The organism is Streptomyces sp. P6-2-1 (genome assembly GCF_050613165.1).
GTDB lineage: Bacteria > Actinomycetota > Actinomycetes > Streptomycetales > Streptomycetaceae > Streptomyces.
Window position 1 is genome coordinate 1,675,179 of the sequence record NZ_CP192513.1, and the last position, 23,747, is coordinate 1,698,925.

General features: G+C 75.8%; 21 protein-coding genes and 1 pseudogene. 15 read left to right on the forward strand and 7 right to left on the reverse strand.

Annotated elements, in window-relative coordinates; all coding sequences use genetic code 11:
* The first annotated feature begins 68 nt into the window (after positions 1 to 68).
* Complete coding sequence (yaaA, locus tag ACQYWQ_RS07390; protein WP_431033109.1) at positions 69 to 869, forward strand: peroxide stress protein YaaA; 801 nt, start codon at positions 69 to 71, stop codon at positions 867 to 869.
* A gap of 65 nt (positions 870 to 934) precedes the next feature.
* The gene (gene eda, locus ACQYWQ_RS07395; protein WP_431033110.1) at positions 935 to 1,591 is read left to right on the forward strand and encodes a bifunctional 4-hydroxy-2-oxoglutarate aldolase/2-dehydro-3-deoxy-phosphogluconate aldolase; all 657 of its coding nucleotides are present in this window, start codon (positions 935 to 937) and stop codon (positions 1,589 to 1,591) included.
* A gap of 122 nt (positions 1,592 to 1,713) precedes the next feature.
* Here eda and ACQYWQ_RS07400 read toward each other — a convergent pair.
* The 3 genes and pseudogenes from ACQYWQ_RS07400 to ACQYWQ_RS07410 form a co-directional block, all read right to left on the reverse strand.
* Positions 1,714 to 2,415: pseudogene (locus ACQYWQ_RS07400) on the reverse strand (histidine phosphatase family protein); the annotation flags it as partial.
* Positions 2,402 to 3,145 carry a zinc ribbon domain-containing protein gene (locus ACQYWQ_RS07405; RefSeq protein ID WP_431039096.1) on the reverse strand — a complete coding sequence of 248 codons (744 nt, stop codon included), beginning with the start codon at positions 3,143 to 3,145 and terminating at the stop codon, positions 2,402 to 2,404. The gene ACQYWQ_RS07405 and the pseudogene ACQYWQ_RS07400, both read right to left, overlap by 14 nt.
* Positions 3,142 to 3,981 carry a Nif3-like dinuclear metal center hexameric protein gene (locus ACQYWQ_RS07410; protein WP_431033111.1) on the reverse strand — a complete coding sequence of 280 codons (840 nt, stop codon included), beginning with the start codon at positions 3,979 to 3,981 and terminating at the stop codon, positions 3,142 to 3,144. Before ACQYWQ_RS07410 ends, ACQYWQ_RS07405 begins: the two co-directional genes overlap by 4 nt.
* 196 nt (positions 3,982 to 4,177) lie before the next feature.
* Here ACQYWQ_RS07410 and ACQYWQ_RS07415 point away from each other — a divergent pair, with 196 nt between their 5' ends.
* Complete coding sequence (locus tag ACQYWQ_RS07415) at positions 4,178 to 6,322, forward strand: hypothetical protein (RefSeq protein ID WP_431033112.1); 2,145 nt, start codon at positions 4,178 to 4,180, stop codon at positions 6,320 to 6,322.
* Between the two features lie 98 nt (positions 6,323 to 6,420).
* Positions 6,421 to 6,630, forward strand: coding sequence for a hypothetical protein (locus ACQYWQ_RS07420; protein WP_431033113.1), 210 nt, complete (start codon positions 6,421 to 6,423; stop codon positions 6,628 to 6,630).
* Between the two features lie 78 nt (positions 6,631 to 6,708).
* Here ACQYWQ_RS07420 and ACQYWQ_RS07425 read toward each other — a convergent pair whose 3' ends face one another.
* A complete protein-coding gene (locus ACQYWQ_RS07425) occupies positions 6,709 to 7,554 on the reverse strand; it encodes a MaoC/PaaZ C-terminal domain-containing protein (RefSeq protein ID WP_431033114.1) in 846 nt (281 codons plus the stop codon).
* A gap of 177 nt (positions 7,555 to 7,731) precedes the next feature.
* Here ACQYWQ_RS07425 and ACQYWQ_RS07430 point away from each other — a divergent pair, with 177 nt between their 5' ends.
* The 5 genes from ACQYWQ_RS07430 to ACQYWQ_RS07450 all read left to right on the forward strand — a co-directional run bounded on the left by ACQYWQ_RS07430 (position 7,732) and on the right by ACQYWQ_RS07450 (position 13,424).
* Positions 7,732 to 9,516: an MFS transporter gene (locus tag ACQYWQ_RS07430; RefSeq protein WP_431033115.1), complete on the forward strand. Its 1,785-nt coding sequence runs from the start codon at positions 7,732 to 7,734 to the stop codon at positions 9,514 to 9,516.
* 131 nt (positions 9,517 to 9,647) lie between these two features.
* Positions 9,648 to 10,688, forward strand: coding sequence for an NAD(P)-dependent alcohol dehydrogenase (locus ACQYWQ_RS07435; RefSeq protein WP_431033116.1), 1,041 nt, complete (start codon positions 9,648 to 9,650; stop codon positions 10,686 to 10,688).
* An 87-nt stretch (positions 10,689 to 10,775) separates the two neighbouring features.
* A complete protein-coding gene (locus ACQYWQ_RS07440) occupies positions 10,776 to 11,435 on the forward strand; it encodes a class I SAM-dependent methyltransferase (RefSeq protein WP_431033117.1) in 660 nt (219 codons plus the stop codon).
* 35 nt (positions 11,436 to 11,470) lie between these two features.
* Positions 11,471 to 12,403, forward strand: coding sequence for an N-acetylmuramoyl-L-alanine amidase (locus ACQYWQ_RS07445; protein ID WP_431033118.1), 933 nt, complete (start codon positions 11,471 to 11,473; stop codon positions 12,401 to 12,403).
* A gap of 169 nt (positions 12,404 to 12,572) precedes the next feature.
* Positions 12,573 to 13,424, forward strand: a complete 852-nt coding sequence (locus tag ACQYWQ_RS07450) for a hypothetical protein (RefSeq protein ID WP_431033119.1) — start codon at positions 12,573 to 12,575, stop codon at positions 13,422 to 13,424.
* Positions 13,425 to 13,477: 53 nt separating this feature from the next.
* Here the strand turns inward: ACQYWQ_RS07450 and ACQYWQ_RS07455 are convergent, their stop codons facing one another.
* From ACQYWQ_RS07455 to ACQYWQ_RS07465, 3 genes are read right to left on the reverse strand one after another with little or no spacing between them, the layout of a single operon-like run.
* The gene (locus ACQYWQ_RS07455) at positions 13,478 to 14,563 is read right to left on the reverse strand and encodes a prenyltransferase (protein WP_431033120.1); all 1,086 of its coding nucleotides are present in this window, start codon (positions 14,561 to 14,563) and stop codon (positions 13,478 to 13,480) included.
* Positions 14,560 to 15,303 (reverse strand): methyltransferase domain-containing protein, encoded by a 744-nt coding sequence (locus ACQYWQ_RS07460; RefSeq protein WP_431033121.1) that lies wholly within the window; start codon positions 15,301 to 15,303, stop codon positions 14,560 to 14,562. Before ACQYWQ_RS07460 ends, ACQYWQ_RS07455 begins: the two co-directional genes overlap by 4 nt.
* Complete coding sequence (locus tag ACQYWQ_RS07465; protein ID WP_431039097.1) at positions 15,297 to 16,736, reverse strand: glycosyltransferase family 4 protein; 1,440 nt, start codon at positions 16,734 to 16,736, stop codon at positions 15,297 to 15,299. Before ACQYWQ_RS07465 ends, ACQYWQ_RS07460 begins: the two co-directional genes overlap by 7 nt.
* 284 nt (positions 16,737 to 17,020) lie before the next feature.
* Between ACQYWQ_RS07465 and ACQYWQ_RS07470 the strand changes: the two genes are divergently transcribed.
* The 6 genes from ACQYWQ_RS07470 to ACQYWQ_RS07495 all read left to right on the forward strand — a co-directional run bounded on the left by ACQYWQ_RS07470 (position 17,021) and on the right by ACQYWQ_RS07495 (position 23,630).
* Positions 17,021 to 18,364, forward strand: a complete 1,344-nt coding sequence (locus tag ACQYWQ_RS07470) for a prenyltransferase/squalene oxidase repeat-containing protein (protein ID WP_431033122.1) — start codon at positions 17,021 to 17,023, stop codon at positions 18,362 to 18,364.
* Positions 18,361 to 19,026: an SCO2322 family protein gene (locus ACQYWQ_RS07475; protein WP_431033123.1), complete on the forward strand. Its 666-nt coding sequence runs from the start codon at positions 18,361 to 18,363 to the stop codon at positions 19,024 to 19,026. Before ACQYWQ_RS07470 ends, ACQYWQ_RS07475 begins: the two co-directional genes overlap by 4 nt.
* The gene (locus ACQYWQ_RS07480) at positions 19,023 to 20,174 is read left to right on the forward strand and encodes a CbiQ family ECF transporter T component (RefSeq protein WP_431039098.1); all 1,152 of its coding nucleotides are present in this window, start codon (positions 19,023 to 19,025) and stop codon (positions 20,172 to 20,174) included. Before ACQYWQ_RS07475 ends, ACQYWQ_RS07480 begins: the two co-directional genes overlap by 4 nt.
* A complete protein-coding gene (locus tag ACQYWQ_RS07485; protein WP_431033124.1) occupies positions 20,171 to 21,970 on the forward strand; it encodes an ABC transporter ATP-binding protein in 1,800 nt (599 codons plus the stop codon). The genes ACQYWQ_RS07480 and ACQYWQ_RS07485 overlap by 4 nt, the downstream gene beginning before the upstream one ends.
* Entirely contained in the window at positions 21,967 to 22,839 is an 873-nt protein-coding gene (locus ACQYWQ_RS07490; protein ID WP_431033125.1) for an ECF transporter S component, read from the forward strand. Before ACQYWQ_RS07485 ends, ACQYWQ_RS07490 begins: the two co-directional genes overlap by 4 nt.
* A 290-nt stretch (positions 22,840 to 23,129) precedes the next feature.
* Entirely contained in the window at positions 23,130 to 23,630 is a 501-nt protein-coding gene (locus tag ACQYWQ_RS07495) for a transglycosylase SLT domain-containing protein (protein ID WP_431039099.1), read from the forward strand.
* Positions 23,631 to 23,747: the final 117 nt, after the last annotated feature.

A 23,747-nucleotide genomic window follows, 5' to 3' on the forward strand; every position in this document is an offset into this window, starting at 1 on the left:
GCGCACCCGGCCGCCCCGCACCGGCCGCCCCCGCGCGCCCGTGCGCTTCGTGAACGAGGAGAGACACCGTGCTGGTACTGCTGCCGCCGTCCGAGGGGAAGGCCGCCGGGGGCGAGGGGGCGCCGCTCGCGCTCGACGGGCTTTCCCTCCCGGGCCTCACGGCCGCGCGGGCGCGGGTGCTCGACGAACTCGTCACGCTGTGCGCGGGCGACGAGGAGAAGGCGCGCGAGGTGCTCGGGCTCAGCGCGGGGCTGCGCGGCGAGGTCGCGAAGAACGCGGCGCTGTACGAGGCGGGGACGCGACCGGCGGGCGAGATCTACACCGGCGTCCTCTACGACGCGCTCGGCCTCGCCACACTCGACGCCGCCGCGCGGGAGCGGGCGGCGCGCTCGCTGCTCGTGTTCTCGGGCCTCTGGGGCGCCCTCGGCACGGCGGACCGCATCCCCTCGTACCGCTGCGCGATGGGCGTGAAGCTTCCCGGGCTCGGGGCGCTCGGCGCGTACTGGCGGCCCTTGATGGCCGAGGTGCTGCCGGAGGCCGCGGGCGAGGGGCCCGTGCTCGACCTGCGCTCGGCCGCGTACGCCGCCGCCTGGAAGCCGAAGGGCGCGCTCGCCGAGCGGACCGTGACCGTGCGCGTGCTGCACGCGCGGCTGGTCGACGGGGTCGAGAAGCGCGCGGTCGTGAGCCACTTCAACAAGGCGACCAAGGGGCGGCTCGTACGGGACCTGCTCGCGCACGACGTACGGGCCTCCTCACCGGCCGAACTCGTCACCGCGCTGCGGGACCTGGGGCACACGGTGGAGACGGCGGGACCCGGAGGCAAGGGGAAGCCGCAAGCGCTCGACGTCGTGGTGCGGGAGATCCACTAGACAGGCCGTTGCACCCTGCGCAACGTGCTTTGCGCAGGGTGCGGCGGGCGAGGCACGATGAGCGCATGACAGACTCGCCCGTCCCCGCGCAGACCACCGCCGAGGCCCCCGCATCCGTGCTCGACCTCGCCCCCGTGCTCCCCGTCGTCGTGATCGACGACCTCGCCGACGCCGTTCCGCTCGCGCGCGCCCTCGTGGCGGGCGGGCTGCCCGCGATCGAGGTGACGCTGCGGACGCCCGTCGCGCTCGACGCGATGGCGGCGATAGCGGCCGAGGTACCGGAGGCGGTCGTGGGCGCGGGCACGGTCCTCTCGGCGGCGCACGTCGACGCGGCGGTACGCGCGGGGGCGCGCTTCCTCGTCAGCCCGGGGTGGACGCCCGCGCTGCTCGCCGCGATGAAGTCCTCGGGGGTGCCCTTCCTGCCCGGCGTCTCGACGACGTCGGAGGTCGTGGCGCTCATCGAGGCCGGCGTGACCGAGATGAAGTTCTTCCCCGCGCAGGCGGCGGGCGGCGCCCCGTACCTGAAGTCGCTCGCGAGCCCGCTCCCGCAGGCGCGGTTCTGCCCGACGGGTGGCGTGAGCCCGAAGAACGCGCCCGACTACCTCGCGCTGCCCAACGTCGGTTGCGTGGGCGGCTCCTGGATGCTCCCGGCCGACGCCGTGAAGGCGAAGGACTGGGGGCGGGTCGAGTCGCTGGCGCGCGAGGCGGCGACGCTGCGCTGAGCCGGGCAGCCACCGGATGGGCGGGCAGCGCGCGGGGTCGCGCGGAACGTCCCCAACGAATCCCCGGCAACTCCGGCAACCCCGGCAACCCCGGCAACCCCGGCGCACCTCCCCCGGCCTCCTCAGCCCGGCGGGAGGTGCGCCGTGCTGTTGAGGAACCGCACGCTCGTGTTGCCGTCGCCCCACACCGCCAGCGCCGAGAGCGAGGCGGGGTCGAGGTCCATACGGAAGAGCGCCGCGGGCGGGGCACCGAGGGCCAGGCGCAGCAGGGTCTTGAGCGGGGTCACGTGCGAGACGAGCAGCACGGTGCGGCCCGCGTGGGCGGCGCGCAGGCGCTCGCGGGCCGCCGCGACCCGTACCGCCACGTCGGCGAAGCTCTCGCCGCCGGGCGGGGCGGCCGCGGGGTCCGCGAGCCACGCGGCGAAGGTGTCCGGGTCCTGAGCGCGCGCCTCGGCGAAGGTCAGGCCCTCCCACGTACCGAAGTCCGTTTCGCGGAGGTCCTCTTCGACGGCGTGGGGGAGCCCGAGCGCGGCCGCCGTCTCGCGGCAGCGGCGCAGGGGCGAGGAGATCACCGCGTCCACGGACGTGCCGCGAAGGTGCCTCGCGACCGCCGCCGCCTGTGCCCGCCCCTCCTCGGCGAGCGGCGGGTCCTCACGGGCCCCGCTCCCGGAGAAGCGGCCGTGCGCGGTGAGCGCGGTGGTGCCGTGGCGGAGCAGGAGGAAGGTCGTGGGCGGGCCGAGGTCGGGGGGCGGCGGCGCGGCGGCCGTACGGTCGCCGGGCACCGCGCTCCCCTCGTTCACGGCTCCTCGCTCACAGGCCCGATTCGGCCGTACGGACCAGGATGCGGCCGCAGTTCTCGCAGCGGACGACGGCGTCGGGCTTGGCGGCCTTGACCTCGTTCGCCTCGGTGATGTTCAGCTCAAGCCGGCAGCCCTCGCAGCGGCGCTGGTAGAGACGCGCGGCGCCGACGCCGCCGCGCTGGGCGCGCAGCTTCTCGTAGAGGGCGAGGAGGCTGTCAGGGACCGAACCCGCCACCACCGCGCGCTCCTTGGCGACGGTCGCGGCCTCGGCGTCGATCTCGGCGGCGGCCGCGTCGCGGCGCTCGGTGACCTCCGCGATACGGGTCTCGACGGAGCCGAGGCGCTCGGTCAGCTCGGCGACGCGGGACTGCGCGGACTCGCGGCGCTCCATGATCTCCAGGACCACGTCCTCCAGGTCGCCCTGGCGCTTGGCGAGCGAGGCGATCTCGCGCTGGAGGTTCTCCAGGTCCTTCGGCGAGGTGACCGCGCCCGAGTCGAGGCGCTGCTGGTCGCGGGTCGCGCGGGTACGGACCTGGTCGACGTCCTGCTCGGCCTTGGTCTGCTCGCGCGCGGTGTCGCCCTCCTCGGTACGGGCCGCGACGAGCAGGTCGCGCAGGCCCGTCGCGTCCTTGCCGAGACCGGTCAGTTCGGCGTGCTCGGGCAGCGACTCCTTGCGGTGGGCGAGCTGGCCGAGCTTGGTGTCGAGGGCCTGGAGGTCGAGCAGGCGGATCTGGTCTGCGGGTGCGGCGTTCAGTTGGGGGCTCCTGTGGAATCGAAGTGTGCGGACCAGGGGTCGGTGACCGTCTTCGAGACGTGCACCCGCAGCTCCCAGCCGTGGCGGTCGGAGATCTCGTCGAGCTGTGCGGCGGCCTGCTCGCACCAGGGCCACTCGGTGGCCCAGTGCGCGGCGTCGACGAGACCGAGCGGGCTGTGCTCGGTGGCCTCGGACGCCGGGTGGTGGCGCAGGTCGGCGGTGAGGAAGGCGTCGGCGCCGGCGGCCCGTACGGCGTCGAAGAGGCTGTCGCCCGCGCCGCCGCTCACGACGACCTTGCGGACCTGCGCCTCGGGGTCGCCGGCGAGGCGGATGCCCTGCGCGGTCGCGGGCAGGGCGCGGGCCGCCGCCTCGGCGAGGGCGCCGAGGGTCAGCGGGCGGGTGGGCTCGCAGACGCGGCCGAGGCCGCGGCGCCCCTCGGGGTCGGTGGCGTCGGGCACGAGCGGGCCGATGACGCGCAGGCCGAGGGCACCGGCGAGGGCGTCGCTGACGCCGGGGTCGGCGCCGTCGGCGTTGGTGTGGGCGACGTGGAGGGCGATGTCGTGCCTGATGAGGTCGTGCACGACGCGGCCCTTGAAGGTCGCCGCCGAGACGGTCGTGGTCCCGCGCAGGTAGAGGGGGTGGTGCGTGACGAGGAGGTCGGCGCCGAGGCGGATCGCTTCCTCGGCGATCTCGTGGACGGGGTCCACGGCGAACAGCACGCGGCTCACCTCGGCCCCCGGGTCCCCGACGACGGTGCCCACGGCGTCCCAGGACTCGGCGCGGTGCGGAGGCCAGAGGGCGTCGAGGGCTGCGGTGACTTCGGAGAGGCGGGGCACGGGGGCAAGGTTACCGGGAACGGGCGAGGTGCCTCCGGGGCGGTACGGCGAGGAACCACGCGAGCACGGACCGAGCACAAGGTGTCCTGGATGTCAGGCGATTCGCCGGTTCGCCACCCGTTGGGGTGAAGTCGGGGGTCCTGGGCTGCCGTGGGGGCGTGCGAAAACTAGCTTCGTCGCCGGAGGTGACGCAGCGATGACGGTCAGTGAGACCGCGTGGCCGCAGGGTGAGGGTCCCGGATTCGTGGTGGCGGCGGACGGTTCGTACGCGGCCAGGATCGTGCCGCCAGGCGGGCCCGACGAAGGCGGAACGGCGGGGCGGCACGTGGAGCGGTGGACGCTCGGCGGGCCGGAGCCCTTCGCCGTACCGCTGCCCGTGGCGCGCCCCGAGCCCGCGGGCACCGAGGCGCAGCCCCTGCCCGACGGCCGGGTCCTCGTGCACAGACCCGAAGGGCCCATGCACTATTTCTCCCTGCTCTATCCGACCGGGCCCGACACGGGGGAGCTGCCGCTCGGCGCCGTCGAGCACGTACGCGCCGACGGCTCCCCAGGCCCCCTGCTGCTGCTCCCGCCGAGTCCCGTGGCGGGGCGCGTGTACGCGCTCGCTCCCGGGCTGCACTCGACGGCCGTGTGGCTCGTCGCGGGCGGGGCCTTCGGGCCCGAGCACCTCGCGGAGATCCCCGGGCGGTGCGCGGGCGGCGTGTGGCTGGACCGCGAGGCGCGGATGCTCGCGGTGGACCGTACGGGCGAGGACGGCGTGACCAAGGCGGTCGCCGTCGACCTCGAACGCGCGGGGGAGGTCTCGCCGCTGCTCCAGATCGCCGAGCGGAGCGACGACAGGCTGCTGAGCGCCGACGTGGGCAGCGGGCTCCTCCTCATCCGCTCCGACGCGCCGGGGCAGGACCGGCTCGCGTGGGGGGTGCTCGGCAGCGCGCTGCCGGTGCGCTTCCCCGAGTGCCTGGACCTGCCGGACGCGCGGCTCACGCCGTTCGCCGTGCAGCCGGGCCAGGACCTGCTGCCCGAGCACAGCGCGGTGGCCTTCCGCGTGGACGGCACGGCGGGCGCCAGCTGGATCGGCGTGTGGCGCCCGGTGGGCCGCCGCCTCCACCAGCTCCCCGCGCCGCGCGGCTGGCTCGCGGGCGGCGGCCTGTGGACGCGCGACGGCGTCCTGCGGCTGCCGTACGCGGAGGGCCCGGGCCCGTGCGGGCTCGCCCGGGTGACGTGGCCCTCGGGCTCGGAGACGGGCGAGGTGCCCCTCGCGGCCTCGTCGGTGCCCTCGGCCCCGTCGGTGCCCTCGGCCCCGTCGGCTCCCGCGGCTCCGCCCGGGCACGCCCCCTCGGCTCCGCCCGGGGGCGGCGAGGGGGAGGCGCGGCTGGGCCGCGAGGCCCACGAGGGGGACGGCAGGGGTACGGCGGCGACCGGGCCCGGGCAGGACACGGCGGCGCCCGTACGCTCCGTACCGGCCCCGCGCTCCGTACCGCGGACCCCCGGCGCACCGCCCGCTCCCCCGGCGCCGCCCGCCCCGCCCGTCGAGCACGATCGCGGCGCGGACGTGGAGGACGCGGCGACCCGGCCGCTCCCCCGGGTCACCAGGGAACAGCCGCGCCCCGAACCCCCGGAGCGGCGAGAAGCGCCCGCCACCGGGGAGCGCGGGGAACAGCGGGAGGCCGGCGAGCGGCCGAGGCCACACGAGCGGCCCGCGCCCCACGAGCAGTCGGCGCCCCACGAGCAGTCGGCACCCCAGGCGGCGCGACCCGCACCGCACGGACACCCCGTACCCCAGGCGCAGCCCACGCCCGCACCCCACGCGCAGCCCGCGCCCCACGGACACCCCACCCCGCCCGAGCAGCCCGCCCAGCCCGGCCCATCCGCCCAACCCGGCCCAGCCACCCAGCCCAGCCAGCCCAGCCGGCCCAGCCGGCCCAGCCAAGCCACCCGATCCGCCCCGCCCCCACGCCCCCCGCAGCCCCCCGCTCCCCCGCGTCCCTCGCAACCCCCGGCACCCCCCGCGCCCGCCGCTTCCGCCGCTTCCGCCGCCGAGACCCCGCAAGTCACCGGTGCCTTCTCCGTCATGGCCGTCTCCGGGTTCTCGGGGGTGGCCGGGCCGTCCACGCTCGCCGGGGGGCTCGGCTCCGCGGGGGCGGCGATAAGGGCGGGGCTCGTGGTGACGCGCGGGGCCGTGTCCGTACCGCTGCCCGCGCCCGCCGACGAGCCCGAGGCGGCGCGGGACCTGCCGGACTCGGACGCCGTGCCCTCCGGGATCACCTGGACCACGCCGCCCCCTTCGGACGAGACCCCGTCCCGCCCCGTACCCCTGCGCGACGCGCCTTTCCACGGCTGAACTCCCCCCGGACCCCCCGAACATGTGACTGACGCGCCGTGAGAAAATCGCGGGGTAGTTGTTGCGCACGTGAACGAGTACTACGGGGTGACGTTCCGTTGACCGAGATCAGCAAGCAGTGGGCCGCCGAAACGCCGTCCGTCCCGAACGGGGACGCGGGGGGACCGGGGCGGCACCGGGGGAACGCGGCGGGCGCCGGGGAGGCCGGGGAGACCCGGCCCGGCGGGCGCCACCGCAAGCCCGGCGCCGAACGCGACGAACGCGCCGCATACGCCGGGTTCTTCGAGGAGGACCGGGCCGCGGCCTAGCAGTTCAGGGGGAAACACCAGCAGGACGGGCGGGGCCCGGGACGCCGAGCGGCGTCTCCGGGCCCCGCCCCCGTTCGTTCACGCCTCCCACTCCAGGACGGCGTCCGAGAGGACGAGCCGCTCCGTGCCGCGCGCCACGGCCTCCGCGCGCGCCTCCCCCGCACCGGTCCGCCACACCCTCAGCTCCAGCGTCTCGCCGGGGAAGACGACCCCCGAGAAGCGGGCCGCGTACCGGCGCACGGGCTCGGGGCGCCCGTCGAGCAGGGTGTCGACGAGGACGCGCAGAGCCGTCCCGTACGTGCACAGGCCCTGGAGGACGGGGCGCGGGAAACCGGCGCGCGCCGCCTCCGCGGGGTCGGCGTGCAGGGGGTTCATGTCGCCGCTGAGGCGGTAGAGGAGGGCGGCGTCCTCGCGCAGCGGGACGAGGTGGACGGCGGCCGGGGGACCCGCGGGGCGCGGCGGCTTCGCGAGCGCGGGTCCGCGCGAGCCGCCGAAGCCGCCCGCGCCACGGGCGAAGAGCAGCAGGCGCGAGGTCCACAGCGGTCCCCGCGCGTCGGCCGCCTCGGTACGGACGCCGATGACGGCGGCCGTGCCCTTGTCGTACACGTCCGTGACGGAGGTGAGGGCGCGCGCCGAGCCCGCCGCGGGGAGCGCGCGGTGCGCCAGCAGCTCCTGCGTGCCGTGCAGGACCTGGGTGCGGTCGATGTCCTCGGCGCCGGGTGCTTCGAGGACGCTCAGGACGTCCTGGCCGCCCGCGACGACGGCGAAGGAGGGAAGGACGCGCAGCCGGGATTCCAGGGTCCAGTGCGGCTCGGAGGCCGTGGCTCCGACGCCCAGGTGGTAGAGGAGGACGTCCCGTTCGGACCAGGTGAGGTCGCGGGTGCGGGGCCGGGCGGCCAGGAGGCGGGTGGTGTCGAGCGGCATGGGGCTCGATTGTGACGCATGCGACGCACACGCCGTCTCAGGGGGCGCACGCTCCGCCCCGCCCGTGCCCCTCCCGCTTCCGCCCGGGCGGCCGGTTTTCCCTTCGTACGAGAATCACCGGACTACCCTCCGTACCGGATCACTTTCAGTCCGCAAGGGTCGGAGGTAGCACCGCTCATGCCCCACACCCACGACCGCCCCCGGATACCCCGCAAGACCCCGGTCCGTTCCCGCAATCCCTCAGCGACCGTCGCCGCGCTCGCCTTCGCGGGGATCGCCGTCGCCGTCATGCAGACCCTGCTCGTCCCCGTCATCAAGGATCTGCCCCGGCTCCTGGGCACCTCATCCGCGAACGCCACCTGGGTCATGACGTCGACGCTGCTCGCCGGGGCCGTGTCGACGCCCGTGCTCGGGCGGCTCGGTGACCTGTACGGGAAGCGGCGAATGCTCTTCGTGTCGCTCGGCGCGATGATCGTGGGCTCGGTCGTGTGCGCGCTGACCGGCACGCTCGTGCCGATGCTCGCGGGGCGCACGCTCCAGGGCCTCGCGATGGGCGCGATCCCGCTCGGCATCGGGATCATGCGCGACGTGCTGCCGCGCGAACGCCTCGGCGGCGCGATGGCCCTCATGAGTTCGTCGATCGGGGTCGGTGGCGGGCTCGCGCTGCCGCTCTCCGCGATCGTCGCGCAGCACGCGGGCTGGCACGCGCTGTTCCTGCTCGCCGCGGGGCTCGGCGTGGTCTCGCTCGGGCTCGTCGTGACACTCGTGCCGGACGCGTCCGTACGGGCACCCGGACGCTTCGACGTGCCAGGGGCGCTCGGCCTGAGCCTCGGTCTCGTGTGCCTGCTGCTCCCCGTGACGAAGGGCGCGGACTGGGGCTGGGGCTCGGCACGGGTCCTCGGGATCTTCGGGTGCGGGGTGCTCGTGCTGCTCCTCTGGGGCTGGTACGAGTCGCGCGTGGCCGCGCCGCTCGTGGACCTGCGCACGAGCGCGCGCCGCGAGGTGCTGCTCGCGAACCTGGCCTCGGTCATGGTCGGGGTGTCCTTCTACGTCGTGACGCTCGTCCTTCCGCAGCTCCTCCAGTTGCCCGAGGCGACCGGTTACGGGCTCGGGCAGTCGATGGTCGTCGCGGGCCTGTGCGTGGCGCCGCTGGGGCTCACGATGATGGCGACGGCGCCGCTGTACGCACGGATCGCCGCGCGGCGCGGGCCGCGCCTGACGCTGCTGCTCGGGCTCCTCGTCATCGGGATCGGGTACGGGGCAGGACTCGGGCTGCTCGGCGCGGTGTGGCAGACCGTGCTGATCGCGGTGCTCGTCGGCGCCGGGATCGGGCTCGCGTACTCCTCGCTGCCCGCGCTCATCATCGCGGCGGTGCGCCCCGAGGACACGGGCGCGGCGAACGGGCTCAACGCGCTCATGCGCTCGATCGGCACCTCGGTGTCCAGCGCCGTCATCGGGATGGTCCTCGCGGGTTCGGCGACCGTGCACGGGGGTGTCGAGGTGCCCTCGCCGAGCGGTTTCCGCACGTCGTTCGTGATCGCGCTGTGCGCCGTGGCGGGCGGGCTCGTGCTCGCGTGGTTCCTGCCGCGCGCGGTGGGGGGCGGGGAGCGGCTCAGGCTCGTCGCGCTCCCCGGCGCGCAGGACGACTTCCTCCTCCCGGACGGCTTCAGCGGCTTCCGCGGCGAGGTGCGGGACGCGGAGGGCACACTCGTGGCCCGCGCGACGGTCACCCTCATCGACCGCAGGGGCCGCCAGGCCGGTCTCACGACGACGGACGCGGCGGGCCGCTACGCCCTCCCCGCCTTCGCCCCGGGCCCCTACGTCGTCGCCTGCCGTGCCACGGGCCACACCCCGCGCGCCGCCGCCGTCTCCTTCCCCGGCGGCCACGCGACCCGTCTCGTCCCGCTCGTCCTTGCTCCCCCGCGGGACCGGAGCGGGCGCGCGGAGGCGGTGAGCGGCTGAGGGTGCCGCGGCCCGGGTGCCACGCGGTCGCACGTATTCCCGGGTCCGCTGCGGGCGGAACCCGCCGGGAAACGACCGCGATCGTGTCTAGGCTGCGCGGGAAACGCTCACTTCCCGCGGAGGACCACCCCATGCGAACGACGACCGGCTGGCGCGCGACAGGGCCGGCCGAACTGGGAAGGGCCGAGCTGCCGCGGCGGGAGCTGCGGGCGGACGACCTCGCGGTGCGGGTCGACTACTGCGGGGTGTGCCACAGCGACCTGCACGCGCTGAGCACGTACGAGGCGGGGGCCGGGGCGCCGCTCGTGCCGGGGCACGAGTTCACGGGGACCGTGACCGAGGTGGGGGCGGGGGTGAGTGGTTTCGCGGTCGGGGACCGGGTCGCCGTCGGCAACATCGTGGACTCGTGCGGCACGTGCGCCATGTGCCGGGCGGGGCAGGAGAACTTCTGCCTGTCCTTCCCGACGCTCACCTACGGCGGCACGGACCGGCACGACGGCTCGACGACGCTCGGGGCGTACGCGCGCGAGTACGTCGTGCGCGATGCCTTCGCGTACCCCCTGCCCGCCGGGCTCGACCCGGCCGCCGCCGCTCCCCTGCTGTGCGCGGGCATCACGGTGTGGGAGCCGCTGCGTGCCCTCGGCGTGGGCGAGGGCAGCCGGGTCGCCGTGGCCGGGCTCGGCGGGCTCGGCCACCTCGCGGTCAAGCTCGCCGCCGCGCTCGGCGCCCGTACCACCGTGCTCAGCCGTACCGAGGACAAGCGCGAGGACGCGCTGCGGCTCGGCGCGGACGACTTCCTCGTCACGAGCGACGAGGAGGCCGTGGCCGCGGCGCGCGACTCCTTCGACGTCCTGCTCGACACGATCTCCGCGCCCCACGACCTCGCCCCCTACCTGCGGCTCGTGGCGCTCGACGGGACGCTCAGCCTCCTCGGGTACCTGGGCCCCGTGACCGTCGAGGCCACGGACCTGCTCATCGGCCGCAAGAAGCTGGGCTCGGCGGGCAGCGGGGGCCGCCCCGCGACGGCGGAGATGCTGCGGTTCTGCGCGGAGCACGGGATCGTCGCGGACGTCGAGGTGCTGCCTTCGGCGCGGGTCGGCACAGCACTCGACCGGCTGCGCCGCAACGACGTGCGCTACCGCTTCGTGCTCGACCTGTCCGACCTCGGCTGAGCGGGGCCCGGCGCGGGGCGGGTGCGCGGCGGCAAGTACGTTGCGTACGAGCTTCGCCCGTGCCCGTACCGCAGGAGGACCCGCCCCATGTCCCAGCCGCCCGCCACCGGCCTGCCCGCGCCCGCGCCCTCGCCCGGTGTCCTCGCCGCCTTCGAGGGCGCGAAGGGGTTCATGCCCGTGCACGAAGGGCTCGCGCTGTACGCGGCCGCCGTCGAGGCGGGGCGGCTGGGGCTGCCGCTGCTTGAGGTGGGCACGTACTGCGGGCGGTCCACCGTGCTGCTCGCCGACGCGGGGCGCGCGGCCGGGGTGCCCGTCGTGACCGTCGACCACCACCGGGGCAGCGAGGAGCAGCAGCCGGGCTGGGAGTACCACGACCCGGCGACCGTCGACCCGGAACTCGGCGTCATGGACACGCTGCCCACCTTCCGGCGCACGCTGCGCAGGGCGGGGCTCGAAGAGCACGTCATCGCCGTCGTCGGGCGTTCCCCGCAGGTCGCCGCGGTGTGGGGGCGGCCGCTCGGACTCGTCTTCGTCGACGGCGGGCACACGGACGCGCACGCGCACGCCGACTACGAGGGCTGGGCGCCCCGGCTCGCCCCGGGCGGCCTCCTCGTCATCCACGACGTCTTCCCCGACCCGGCCGACGGCGGGCAGGCCCCGTACCGTGTCTGGCTGCGCGCGGTCGATTCGGGCGACTTCGACGAGGTCCGCACGGTGGACTCGCTGCGGGTGCTGCGGCGCCGCTGAGCGCGCGCGGCCGAGGACCCCCTATCCTCGCGGGCGTGTCGAACTCCCCCACCACACCGCAGCCCGGCCGCCCGCAGCGTTCCCGGCGGCTGCTCACCGTCGCCGCCGTCGCCGTGCCCCTCCTCCTGCTCGCCGGGGGCATCGGGTACGGCCTCGCCGGGCGCGGGGGCGGTGACGGGGGCGGCGGCGGTACGGGGGGTGACGACGCGAAGGCAGCCCCTGCCCGTACGAGCGCGGCCCCCGTCCCCCCGCCCTCGCCCTCGCCCTCGCCCCTCGGGCCCTTGAGCGGCAAGGTCGTCGTCCTCGACCCCGGGCACAACCTCAAGAACCGTCTCCACACCGCCGACATCAACCGTCAGGTCGACGTCGGCAACGGGCACAAGGAGTGCGATACGACCGGAACGGAGACCAACGCCGGTTACCCGGAGGCCGAGTTCACGCTCGACGTCGTGCGCAGGGCGCGGACGCTGTTGCGCGCGCAGGGCGCCGAGGTGCGGCTCACGCACGACGGGGACAGGGAGTTCGGCCCGTGCGTCGACGAGCGCGCCGAGATCGGCAACGAGGCGAAGGCGGACGCGGCCGTCTCGGTGCACGCGGACGGCGCACCCGAGGGCGCACGCGGATTCCACGTGATCATGCCCGCCGCCGTGCACGCGGGCAAGGCCGACACCCGCGCGATCAGCGGGCCCTCGCACGACCTCGGCACCCGCCTGGCCGCCGCCTTCGCGAAGGCCACGGGCACCTCGCCCGCCACGTACATCAACGGCGGTACGGGACTTGACACCCGCTCCGACCTGGGCGGCCTCAACCTCAGCCGCGTCCCGAAGGTCTTCCTGGAGTGCGGGAACATGCGCGACGCGCAGGACGCCGGGCTGCTGACCAGCGCGAAGTGGCGGGAGCGTGCCGCGCGCGGGATCGCCGCGGGAGTCGCCGCCTACCTGGCGGACGAGGCCGGGGAGAAGTCGTGAGGACGCTGTGGTGCCGGGGTGGGCGAGCGGGGCCGCCGGACGGGCCCCGGCCTGTGGCGGTATGGTCCTCGGGAGCTCGGGGGATCTCTGCCGTACGGACCTGGCGACCCACGGTCGGCGGTGAGCACGCCCCGGCTTGCCGACCACTGCCGACGAAGGACCTGACGACGTGAACATCCGCTCTCTGACCAGAGGCGACGGGGTGGTGATCGTGGCCGCGGTGGTGCTGTTCATCGCCTCGTTCCTCGGCACCTTCTCCTGCGACAGCGACAGTTGCACCAGCGTTCCCAACGCCTGGGACAGCCTCGGGCTCCTGATGAGTGTCTACCTTGCCGGGGTCATCGGGGCCGCGCTCGTCATCCTCACGAGGCTGCTGCCGCAGCCGCGCAAGGTGCTCGGCCTGGACCTCGGCCAGCTCGGCGCGGCCCTCGGGGTGTTCGCCGCGTGGACCGCGCTGTGGACGATCTTCGACCCGCTGGGCTCCTTCAGCGACGTCCAGAACGTGGCGCGGATCGGGGCGGGCTCCGGCCTGATCCTCGGTCTCATCGCCGCGCTCGTCCTCGCCGCCGCCACCCTCGCGACCCCGCTCGTGCCCGCGCTCAAGGGCCCGCTCGTCCCCGCCCCGCGCCCCGCGCAGCCGCAGCCGTACGGGCAGCAGCAGGGGCAGACCGGGTACGGCTACCCGGGCGCGGGCCAGCAGCAGCCGCCCGGTTACGGGTACCCGGGCGCGGGCCAGCCCCAGCAGCCCGGCTACGGGTACCCGGGCGCGGGCCAGCCGCAGGCGGGGGCGACCCCGGCTCCGGCCCCCGCTCCGCAGCCCGCCGAGTTCGCCCCGTTCTGGTTCGCGGTGCCGGTGCCTCGCCCGCTCTACGGCGAGGACGGCACCCCCACCCCGATCGCCGAACTCACGCCGGGCACCTGGTACTTGGCCGTCGACCAGCGCGGCCAGGACCTGGTGGCCCAGACCCAGGACGGCAAGCGGGGCGTCCTGCGCGACACGACGGGCATCCAGCGCGGCTGACGTCCTTCGCCGACGTCGTGTCGGCTGAGGGGCGGGGCCCAGGCTCCCGCCCCTCAGCCGGTGCACCCGCAGGCCACCGCGGGCTCCTCGATCCCGTACGGCAGCCGCCCCGTCCCGAAGACCCCGCACGTCGCCGGTTCCCCGGCGATCGCCGCGACCGCGAGCAGCAGCGCACCGGCCGTCCACGTCGTCTGCTCGCGCGGCCACAGGGCGTCGTCGTCGAACACGTAGCCCGTCCAGTACAGCCCCGTCTCCGTGTCCCGCAGCCGTCCGAGGCCCCGCAGGATCTCGACGGCCCGTTCGGTGTCGCCCACCGCCCACAGGGCGAGGGCGAGTTCGGCGCTCTCGCCGCCCGTGACCCACGGGTTGGGGACGACGCAGCGGCAGCCGAGCCCCGGCACCACGAACTCGTCCCAGCGCGCCGCGAGCCGCGCCTTCGCCTCCGCGCCTTCGAGCGCGCCGCCGAGCACCGGGTAGTACCAGTCCATCGAGTAGCGGTTCTTGTCGAGGAAGCGCTCGGGGTGGCGGCGGATCGCGTGGCGCAGTTCCCCCGCGGCGAGTTCCCAGTCGGGCTGCGCCTCGCCGCGCGCCGCGGCGAGGGCGAGGCCGCAGCGCAGGGCGTGCAGGACGGACGAGGAGCCGGTCAGGAGCGCGTCCGTGACGGGCGTGCCGTCCGGCTCGCGCTTCCAGCCGATCTCGCCGCCCGGCTGCTGGAGCCCGAGCACGAAGCCGAGCGCGGCCCTGACGACCGGCCACATCGTGTCGGCGAAGGCCGTGTCGCCGGTCGCGAGCCAGTGGTGGTACGTGCCGACGGCCACGTACGCGCAGAAGTTGGACTCGCGGGCGCGGTCGGTGGGCCGCGCGAAGTCGCCGTCGTGGTAGGCCGCGTACCAGGAGCCGTCCGGGTTCTGGTGGCGCGCGAGCCACGCGTACGCGCGTGCGGCGGCCTCGTGCTCCCCCGCCGCGTCGAGCGCCATCGCGGCCTCGGTGTGGTCCCAGGGGTCGAGGTGGTGGCCGCGGAACCAGGGCAGCGCCCCGTCCTCGCGCTGCTGCCCGATGAGCGCGGCGACGGTGGCGCGGGCCTCGTCGGCGGTGAGGACGCCGGGTAGCGTCGGAAGGCCGGTGCGGGGCGTCGTCATACGGCGGTGCGCGCGGCGTCGTGGGGCAGGTGCGGCTTCGTCGCGTACGCCACGAAGCTCTTGCCGAGCAGCGGGTTGAGGAAGTGCTCGGTGTAGCGGGTCGTACGGGGCTTCTTCATGATGTCCCAGACGAGGAGCTTGTGGTACGCGCGGACCGGGAACGCCTTGTCGTTGTCCACGCCGAACGCGCACTTGAGCCACCAGTACGGGCTGTGCAGCGCGTGCGCGTGGTGGGCGCCGTAGGGGCGCAGGCCCGCGCCGCGCATCTTCGCGGCGAGTTCGGTGGCCTTGTAGATGCGGATGTGGCCGCCCTCGACCTCGTGGTACGCGTCCGAGAGCGCCCAGCAGACCTTCTCGGGGAAGTGGCGCGGCACGGTGACGGCGATGCGCCCGCCGGGCTTGAGGACGCGCACCATCTCGGCGAGCACGCCCTTGTCGTCGGGGATGTGCTCCATGACCTCGGAGATGATCACGACGTCGAAGGACTCGTCGGGGAAGGGCAGCGCGAGCGCGTCGCCCTCCATCGCCGTGGCGCTCGCCCCCGCCGGGGCCTCGCCCGCCTCCTTCATCGCCGCGAACCACTTGGCGACCTCGCGGATCTCGTCCGCGTTCTGGTCCAGGGCCACGACCCGTGCGCCGCGCCGGTAGCACTCGAAGGCGTGCCGCCCGGCTCCGCAGCCCAGGTCGAGCACGCGGTCGCCCGGGGCGAGCGGGAAACGGGTGAAGTCGACGGTCAGCACGAGGACCTGCTTTCGCGGTCGGGGGTGGCGGGGGTGGGCGCGACCTCGGGGACGGCCTCGGGCGCGGCCGGGGCGGCGGCGGTGGACGCGGCGGCGGGGGCCCGCACGGTCTTCGCCGGGCGGGTGAGCGGCCGTACGGGGCGGGGCGCCGAGGTACGGGCGAGCGCCGCGCGGTACCGCTCCGCCGTGCCCTCGGCCGCGCGGGCCCACGTGAAGCGCTCCAGGACGCGGGCGCGGCCCGCGGTACCGAGCCTGCCGCGCAGTTCCGCGTCGCCGAGCAGCCGTCCGAGAGCCTGTGCGAGGGCGCCCGCGTCGCCGGGGGGCACGGCGAGGCACGTCTCGCCGTCCTGCCCGGCGACCTCCGGGATCGCACCGCCGGTCGTCGCGACGAGCGGCGTCCCCGTCGCCATCGCCTCGGCGGCGGGCAGCGAGAAGCCCTCGTACAGCGAGGGCACGCAGGAGACCTGCGCGGAGCGCACGAGGTCGACGAGTTCCGCGTCGCTGATGCCCTTGACGAACTCGACCGCGTGCCCGAGCCCGTATTTCTCGATGGCGCGCGCGACGGGGCCGTCGTCGGCGCGCTTGCCGACGACGACGAGGTGCGCCTCGGGGTGCTCGGTGCGCACCTTGGCGAGCGCTTCGACGAGGTGCACGAGGCCCTTGAGCGGGACGTCGGCGCTGGACGTCGTGACGATCCTGCCGGGGACCTCGGGCACGGCGGGGTCGGGCGAGAAGAGGTCCGCGTCGGCGCCGATGTGCACGACGTGGACGCGGCGCGGGTCGACGCCGAGGTGGCGCACGATCTCGGCGCGCGAGGTGCCCGAGACGGTGAGGACCGAGGGCAGGCGGCGCGCGACGCGCTTCTGCATCCGCGTGAAGCCGTACCAGCGCCGTACCGAGAGCTGCCGCTTGAGGCCGTCGGCGGCCGCGAGGTCGAGTTCCTTGTCGACCGTGATGGGGTGGTGGATCGTCGTGACGAGCGGGGCGCCGAGCGCGCGGGGGCCGCCGAGCAGCCCGTAGCCGAGCGTCTGGTTGTCGTGCACGACGTCGAAGGCGCCGCGCCTGGCCGCGAGGTGGCGGCGGGCGCGGAGGCTGAAGGTGAGGGGTTCGGGGAAGCCGCCCGTCCACATCGTGGCGACCTCCAGGGCGTCCACCCAGTCCCGGTACTCCTCGCGGCGCGGGGTGCGGAAGGGGTCGGGCTGGCGGTAGAGGTCGAGGCTCGCGATTTCGGTGAGCGGGACGCCCTCGTCGAGCACGGGGTACGGCTGGGCGCCGAGCACCTCGACCTCGTGCCCGAGCCGGGCGAGTTCGCGCGAGAGATGGCGCACGTAGACGCCCTGCCCCCCGCAGAAAGGGTTCCCCTTGTACGTCAGCAGGGCGATGCGCAGCGGGCGGTCGAGTCCGGCGCGGGCACCCAGGGCCTCGGCGGTCACTCCAGGCACCCTCTCTTTCCTGAACGTCCGGCGAGCCTACGCCGGGACTGCAAAACCGAACAAGTTCCCTTGATCGTCCGGACAGGTTCCCCTTGATCGCCGTCCGTTCCCAGAATCTACCGGCAAGTAGCCTCGGTGGGACACCGGGTGCGGGAGGTGACGAAGAGCACGTCAGCGGGGGTCCCCGACCGCCAAAGCAGCCGAAACCCCTCGCCAGCTAAAGTGGTGCGGTCCCGAAATCCCCCGCGCCCCCGGCCAGGCGCGCCCCGCCAGGAGCCGCCCGCATGAACCTCCGCCGCCTCGCCGCCGCCGTCCCCCTCCTCACCGCCGCCGCCATCGGGCTCGCGGCGGCGCCCGCCCTCGCCGGGGCGCCCGGCACCGCGCCCGGCGGTGCTCCCGCGGCCGCCCCCGCCGCCGCTCCCGGTCCGGCGGAAGGGCTCTTCGGGACGCAGGACCCCACGTACGACGGTGTGTGGCGGCAGTCCCTGTCGCTCGTGGCGCTCGACGCGGCGGGCAGGAAGCTCCCGGTCAAGGCGGTGGACTGGCTCGTGGCGCAGCAGTGCGCGGACGGCTCCTTCGCCCCGTACCGCGCGAAGCCGGAAGCGGACTGCGGGCCGAAGGACCAGGTGGACACGAACCAGACGGGCGCGGCGATCCAGGCCTTCGCCGCGATCGGGGGGCACCGGGCCGAGGCCGAGAAGGCCCTGTCGTGGCTGCAGTCCGCGCAGAACGAGGACGGCGGCTGGGGGTACACGGCCGGTTCTCCCTCCGACGCGAACTCGACGTCCGTCGTGCTCGGCGCGCTGCGCGCGCTCGGCGTGAAGCCGTCCGCCGTGACGAAGGGCGGCAAGTCCCCCGAGGACGCGCTGCTCTCCTTCGCCCTGACGTGCGAGGCGAAGCAGTCGCCCGGCAAGAAGGGCACCGGCTCCGCCTTCGCGTTCCAGCCCGAGAAGGACGGCGCGCTCCTCGCGAACACCGACGCGACGGCGGCCGCCGTCACCGCCGGGTACGGCGCGGGCTTCGTGGTCGCCGCGCCGCGCGCGGAGAGCGGCGGGAGCCTGGGCTGCGAGGCGCCCCGTACGGCGAAGGACGCCGCGCGCAACGGCGCCGTCTGGCTCGCCGGGGCACTCCCCGAGAACGGCGCCGTCATGAGCGCGCTGCCCGGCGCGAAGCCGCAGCCCGACGCGGGAAACACGGCCGACACCGCCGTCGCGCTCGCCGCTGCCGGGATGCCCGAGGAGGCGCGCAAGGCGGTCGGCTGGCTCCAGTCCGAAGGCCCGGCGTGGGCCGAGAAGACGGGACCCGCCGCGTGGTCCCAGCTCATCCTGGCCGCGCACGCGACCGGTGTCGATCCGGCCGATTTCGTGGGCCGCGACCTTCCCGCGAAGCTCGCCGCGACGGGGCCGGGCGGCCGGACGGTGGCGGGCGGGACCGTACGCGCGCGGGAGTCCGGCAAGGACTCGGGCACGACGGGCGAGTCCGCCGAGGCGGACAAGAAGGACGAGAAGGATAAGAAGGACGACGGTGGCGGGGCGAGCCCGTGGTGGTTCGTGGGCGTCGGTCTCGCCGCGGGGGCCGGGATCGGTTTCCTGCTGAGCGCTCGCAACAAGAAGAACGGCTCGCGGTGACCTTCCGCCGCCACGCCCTCCTCCTGCTGACCGCGCTCGCCTGCGTCCTCGGCCTGGCCGCGCCGGCTTCGGCCGCGAGCGCGTACCGGTACTGGTCGTTCTGGGAGCGTACGGACGCGGGCGCCTGGCAGTACGCGACGCGCGGGCCCGCCGTCGCCCGGCCCGGGGACGGCGAGGTGGCCGGTTTCCGCTTCGCGGTGAGCGAGGACGCGGGCGACGCGACCCGGCCGCGCAACGCCGCGGACTTCGCGACGCTCTGTGCGGACACGAAGGCGCGGGCGGGCGAGAAGCGCGTGGGGCTCGTCATCGACTTCGGCACGGCCGCGGACGCGCCCTCGGGCGAGCGCCCGCCCCGGGCGCGTACGGCCTGCGCGCGGGTCCCCGAGGACGCGAGCGCCGCCGACGCGCTCGCCGCCGTCGCGAAGCCGCTGCGCTACGACGCATCGGCGCTCCTGTGCGGCATCGCCGGCTACCCGCGCCAGGGCTGCGGCGAGCAGGTCGCCGCGCCGTCGAGGGGGACGGCGGGGAAGACCCCGCGGGAGACCCCGGCGCACGGGGACGACGACGGCGGTCCCTCGCTCGGCGTCTCCGCGGGACTCGGCGTGCTCGTCGTGCTGGCGGCCGGGATCGTGTGGCAGACCCGCCGCCGACGGCAGCCGTGAGCGGGGCGCGCGAGGCGGGGCGCGGCACGGGCACGGGCACGGGGACCGGCCCCTCGCGCCGCGACTTCCCGCCGCTGCACGCGGGGGCCTGGTGGGTGTGGGCGCTCGGGCTCGCCGCCGCCGCGATCCGCACCACGAATCCGCTGCTGCTCGCGCTCCTCGTCGGTGTCGCGAGCTACGTCGTCGCCGCGCGCCGCACCGAGGCGCCCTGGGCGCGCGCGTACGGGGCGTTCCTGCGGCTCGGCCTGGTCGTCCTCGTCATCAGGCTCGCCTTCGCCGTCCTCCTCGGCTCGCCGGTCCCCGGCACCCACACGCTGCTCACGCTCCCCGAGATCCCGCTGCCCGACTGGGCGCAGGGGGTGCGGCTCGGCGGGCGCGTGACGGCGGAGGGGCTGCTCTTCGCGTTCTACGACGCGCTGCGGCTCGCGACGCTCCTCGTGTGCGTGGGCGCGGCGAACGCGCTCGCGAGCCCGGTGCGGCTCCTGAAGTCGCTGCCGGGCGCGCTGTACGAGGCGGGGCTGGCCGTCGTCGTCGCGATGACCTTCGCACCGCACCTCGTCGCCGACGTGCGCAGGCTGCGCGCGGCGCGGCGCCTGCGGGGGCGGCCCGACCGGGGGCTGCGGGGGCTGCTCCAGGTGGGGCTGCCCGTCCTGGAGGGGGCGCTGGAACGCTCGGTCTCGCTCGCGGCGGCGATGGACGCGCGCGGGTACGGGCGTACCGCTTCGGTGCCGCGCGCGGTGCGCCGTACGACGGCCGCGCTGACGCTCGGCGGGCTGCTCGGGGTCTGCGCGGGCACCTACGCGCTGCTCGCCGACACGGGGGCCGCCTACGGGTTCCCGCTGCTCGCCGCCGGGGTGCTCGCCGCGGCGGGCGGGTTGTGGCTCGGCGGGCGGCGCGCGGTGCGCAGCAGGTACCGGCCCGATCCCTGGGGGGTACGGGCGTGGCTCGTGGCGGGTTCGGGGGCCGGGGTCGCCGCGCTGCTCGTCCTCGCTTCGGGGAATCCCGCGCTGCACCCCGGGGTCGTGCCGCTCCTCGCGCCCGTCCTGCCACTGTGGCCGGCGCTCGCGGTGCTCCTGGGGCTCGTCCCCGCCTTCGCCGCGCCGCCCGCGCCGCCCCTGACCCGTACCGCCCCGGAGCCCGCCCCGTGATCCGTTTCGACAACGTCTCCGTCACCTACGCCGATGCCGGGGCGCCCGCGCTCGCGGGCGTCGACCTGAGCGTGCCCGAGGGCGAGCTGGCGCTCCTCGTCGGGCCTTCGGGGTCCGGCAAGTCGACGCTGCTCGGCACGGTCTCGGGGCTCGTGCCGCACTTCACTGGCGGGACGCTCGGCGGCAGGGTCACGGTCGCCGGTCGCGACACACGGCTGCACAAGCCGCGCGAACTCGCGGACGTCGTCGGCACGGTGGGACAGGACCCGCTCGCGCACTTCGTGACCGACACGGTCGAGGACGAACTCGCCTACGGCATGGAGTCCCTGGGCCTCGCGCCCGCCGTGATGCGCCGCCGCGTCGAGGAGACGCTCGACCTGCTCGGGCTGCACGAACTGCGCGACCGGCCCATCGCGACGCTCTCGGGCGGCCAGCGCCAGCGCCTCGCGATCGGCTCGGTGCTCACGCCGCACCCGCGCGTCCTCGTCCTGGACGAGCCGACGTCGGCGCTCGACCCCGGCGCGGCCGAGGAGGTGCTCGCGGTGCTGCGCCGCCTCGTCGACGACCTCGGCACGACGGTCCTGATGGCCGAGCACCGCCTCGAACGCGTCGTGCAGTACGCGGATCGCGTGATCCTCCTGGAGGCGCTGGGCGCGCGTCCGCGCGCGGGCACCCCGCGCGAGGTCATGGCGGTCTCCCCGGTCTTCCCTCCGGTCGTCGCGCTGGGCCGCGTGGCGGGCTGGGAGCCGCTGCCGCTCTCGGTACGGGACGCGCGGCGCATGGCGGGCGGCCTGCGGGAGCGGCTGAGCGGCCTGGAGCCCGTACGGGAGCCGGCGGCCCACGGGCCGGGGGCCCCGGCGCCCCGTACCGGCGGCCACCCGCACGAGGACGCGCACACCGCCGGTCCCCGTCTCCTCCCCCGCCTGCTGCGCCGTCGCCGTGCCGAGGCGGCCCCCGCACCGGCGCCCGTCGGCACCGAGGCCGCGCGGGTGCGGGGGCTCGCGGTCACGCGCGGGTCCGTACGGGCGCTGCGGGGGGTCGGGCTGACCGTGCGGGGCGGCGAGACCGTCGCGCTCATGGGGCGCAACGGGGCGGGGAAGTCCACCTTGCTGTCGTGTCTCGTCGGGCTGCTCGCGCCGACGGCCGGGACCGTGACGGTGGGCGGCGAGGCGCCGCGCGCGCTGGCGCCCGCCCGCCTGATCCGGCGCGTCGGGCTCGTACCGCAGGAGCCGCGCGACCTCCTGTACGCGGACACGGTCGCCGCCGAGTGCGCGGCGGCCGACGCGGACGCGGGCGCGGCCCCGGGGACGTGCCGGGACCTCGTACGCGAGCTGCTGCCCGGCGTGCCGGAAGCGACCCACCCGCGCGATCTCTCCGAGGGGCAGCGGCTCGCGCTCGCGCTCGCCGTCGTGCTCACGGCGCGGCCCCCGCTGCTGCTGCTCGACGAGCCGACGCGCGGCCTCGACTACGCGGCGAAGGCGCGGCTCGTGGGCATCCTGACCGCGCTCGCCCGCGCCGGGCACGCGATCGTGCTCGCGACGCACGACGTGGAACTCGCCGCCGAACTCGCGCACCGCGTCGTCATCCTCGCCGAGGGCGAGATCGTCGCCGACGGCCCGGCGGCCGAGGTCGTCGTGGCCTCGCCGCTCTTCGCCCCGCAGACCGCGAAGATCCTCGCGCCCGGCGCGGCGTGGCTCACGGTGGGGCAGGTCGCGGCGGCGCTGGACGCGCGGGGGACGGGAACCGGGGGCCCGGATTCCACGGGCCCGGGGACCGAGGGGACGGTGGCGCGGTGAGCGGCAACGTGCCCACCGCGCGGCGCGTGGCGCGCGCCGTCCGGCTCGGGCCCCGCGCCGCCGTGGCGCTCGGGCTCGTCACCGTGATCGGGGTCATGGCCTTCGGCTGGCCGCTGCTCGCCGCTCCCGGCTCGGGCGTCGCGCACTCGGGGGACGCCCCGTGGCTCTTCGCCGCGCTGCTCCCGCTGCTGCTCGCGGTCGTGGTGGCCGCGATCGCGGACGGGGGCCTGGACGCGAAGGCCGTGGCGATGCTCGGGGTGCTCGCCGCCGCCGGCGCGGCGCTGCGGCCGCTCGGCGCGGGCACGGCGGGCATCGAGCCGATGTTCTTCCTCATGGTGCTCGCGGGGCGGGTGCTCGGCCCGGGCTTCGGCTTCGTGCTCGGCGCGGTGTCGATGTTCGCCTCGGCCCTGCTGACCGGCGGCGTGGGCCCGTGGCTGCCGTTCCAGATGCTCGCGATGGGGTGGGTATCGGGTGGCGCGGGGCTGCTGCCGGGGGCGCGGTCGCTGCGCGGGACGCGCGAGCTGCTGGTCCTCGCGGGATACGGGGTCGTCGCGGCGCTCGCGTACGGCACGGTCATGAACCTCCAGGGCTGGCCCTACATCGGAGGTCTGTCGACGGGCGTCTCGTACGTGCCGGGCGACGCGCTCGGCGCGAACCTGACCCGCTTCCTCGCCTACTGCCTCGCGACCTCGCTCGGCTGGGACCTGCCGCGCGCGGCGCTCACGGCGGTGCTGAGCCTGACGCTCGGGCCTGCCGTCCTGAAGGCGCTGCGCCGCGCGACGCGCAGGGCGGCCTTCGAGCCCGAAGTGTCCTTCACGGTGCGTGAGACCCTGCCCGTACCGGGTGAGGAAGAGGGCGCCGAAAGGTGAGGCGGGGCACGTGACCTGGCTCGCACACGGAGCGGCTTAGTAGAGCGAGGGCGGGGGGGAACGCGCGGGAACCGGGGGAAACCGCAGGAACAAAAGCGACATATCCCCGCATCCCCTAAGGGATGTAGTACACCCGCTCTTTGCCGCCCGAACCGCCATCGGTCTACAACGGGAGACGTCGCCGGGCGCAGTACCCACCCGCCGCCGGAGCGAAACACCGCCTCGCGGTCTCCCGCTCCACGGTCCGCGCCCCGGCCCCCCGTCCCCGACGTGAGGTCTCCTTCGTGCGCATCCCCTTCCCCGCCACCGCCCTTCGTCTCGCCCTCATCCCCAAGCAGTTCGTGACCGGCGTCGCCCTCCTGGGCGGCGTGGCCGGGATGGCGCTCTCCGCCGCCCCCGCCTCGCACGCCGCCACCCCGGCACCGCAGGCGGCGACGGTCATGAGCGCGGCGAAGAGCGTGAGCCCCGTGAAGAGCGCGAGCGCCGTGAAGGCCGACGACCCCGCGTCGGCGAAGGCCCTCGCGAAGAAGCTGCTGCCCGACGCGCGCCAGTTCGCCGCCTTCGACAAGATCGTGTCGCACGAGAGCGGCTGGAACCCCCACGCCACCAACGCCGCCTCGGGCGCCTACGGCCTGGTCCAGGCCCTGCCCGGCAGCAAGATGGCCTCCGCGGGCGCCGACTGGCACGAGAACGCGGGGACGCAGATCAAGTGGGGCATCCAGTACATGACCGAGCGCTACGGCAGCCCCGCCGCCGCCTGGGACTTCTGGCAGGCCCACCACTGGTACTGAGCCGCCGGGAGCCACACGTGAACGAAGCCGCCGCCACCCCCACCGGGTGACGGCGGCTTCGTCGCGCCACGACGAACGGGCCAGGACACCCCGTCCCGCGCCGTCCCGCGTCCCCTA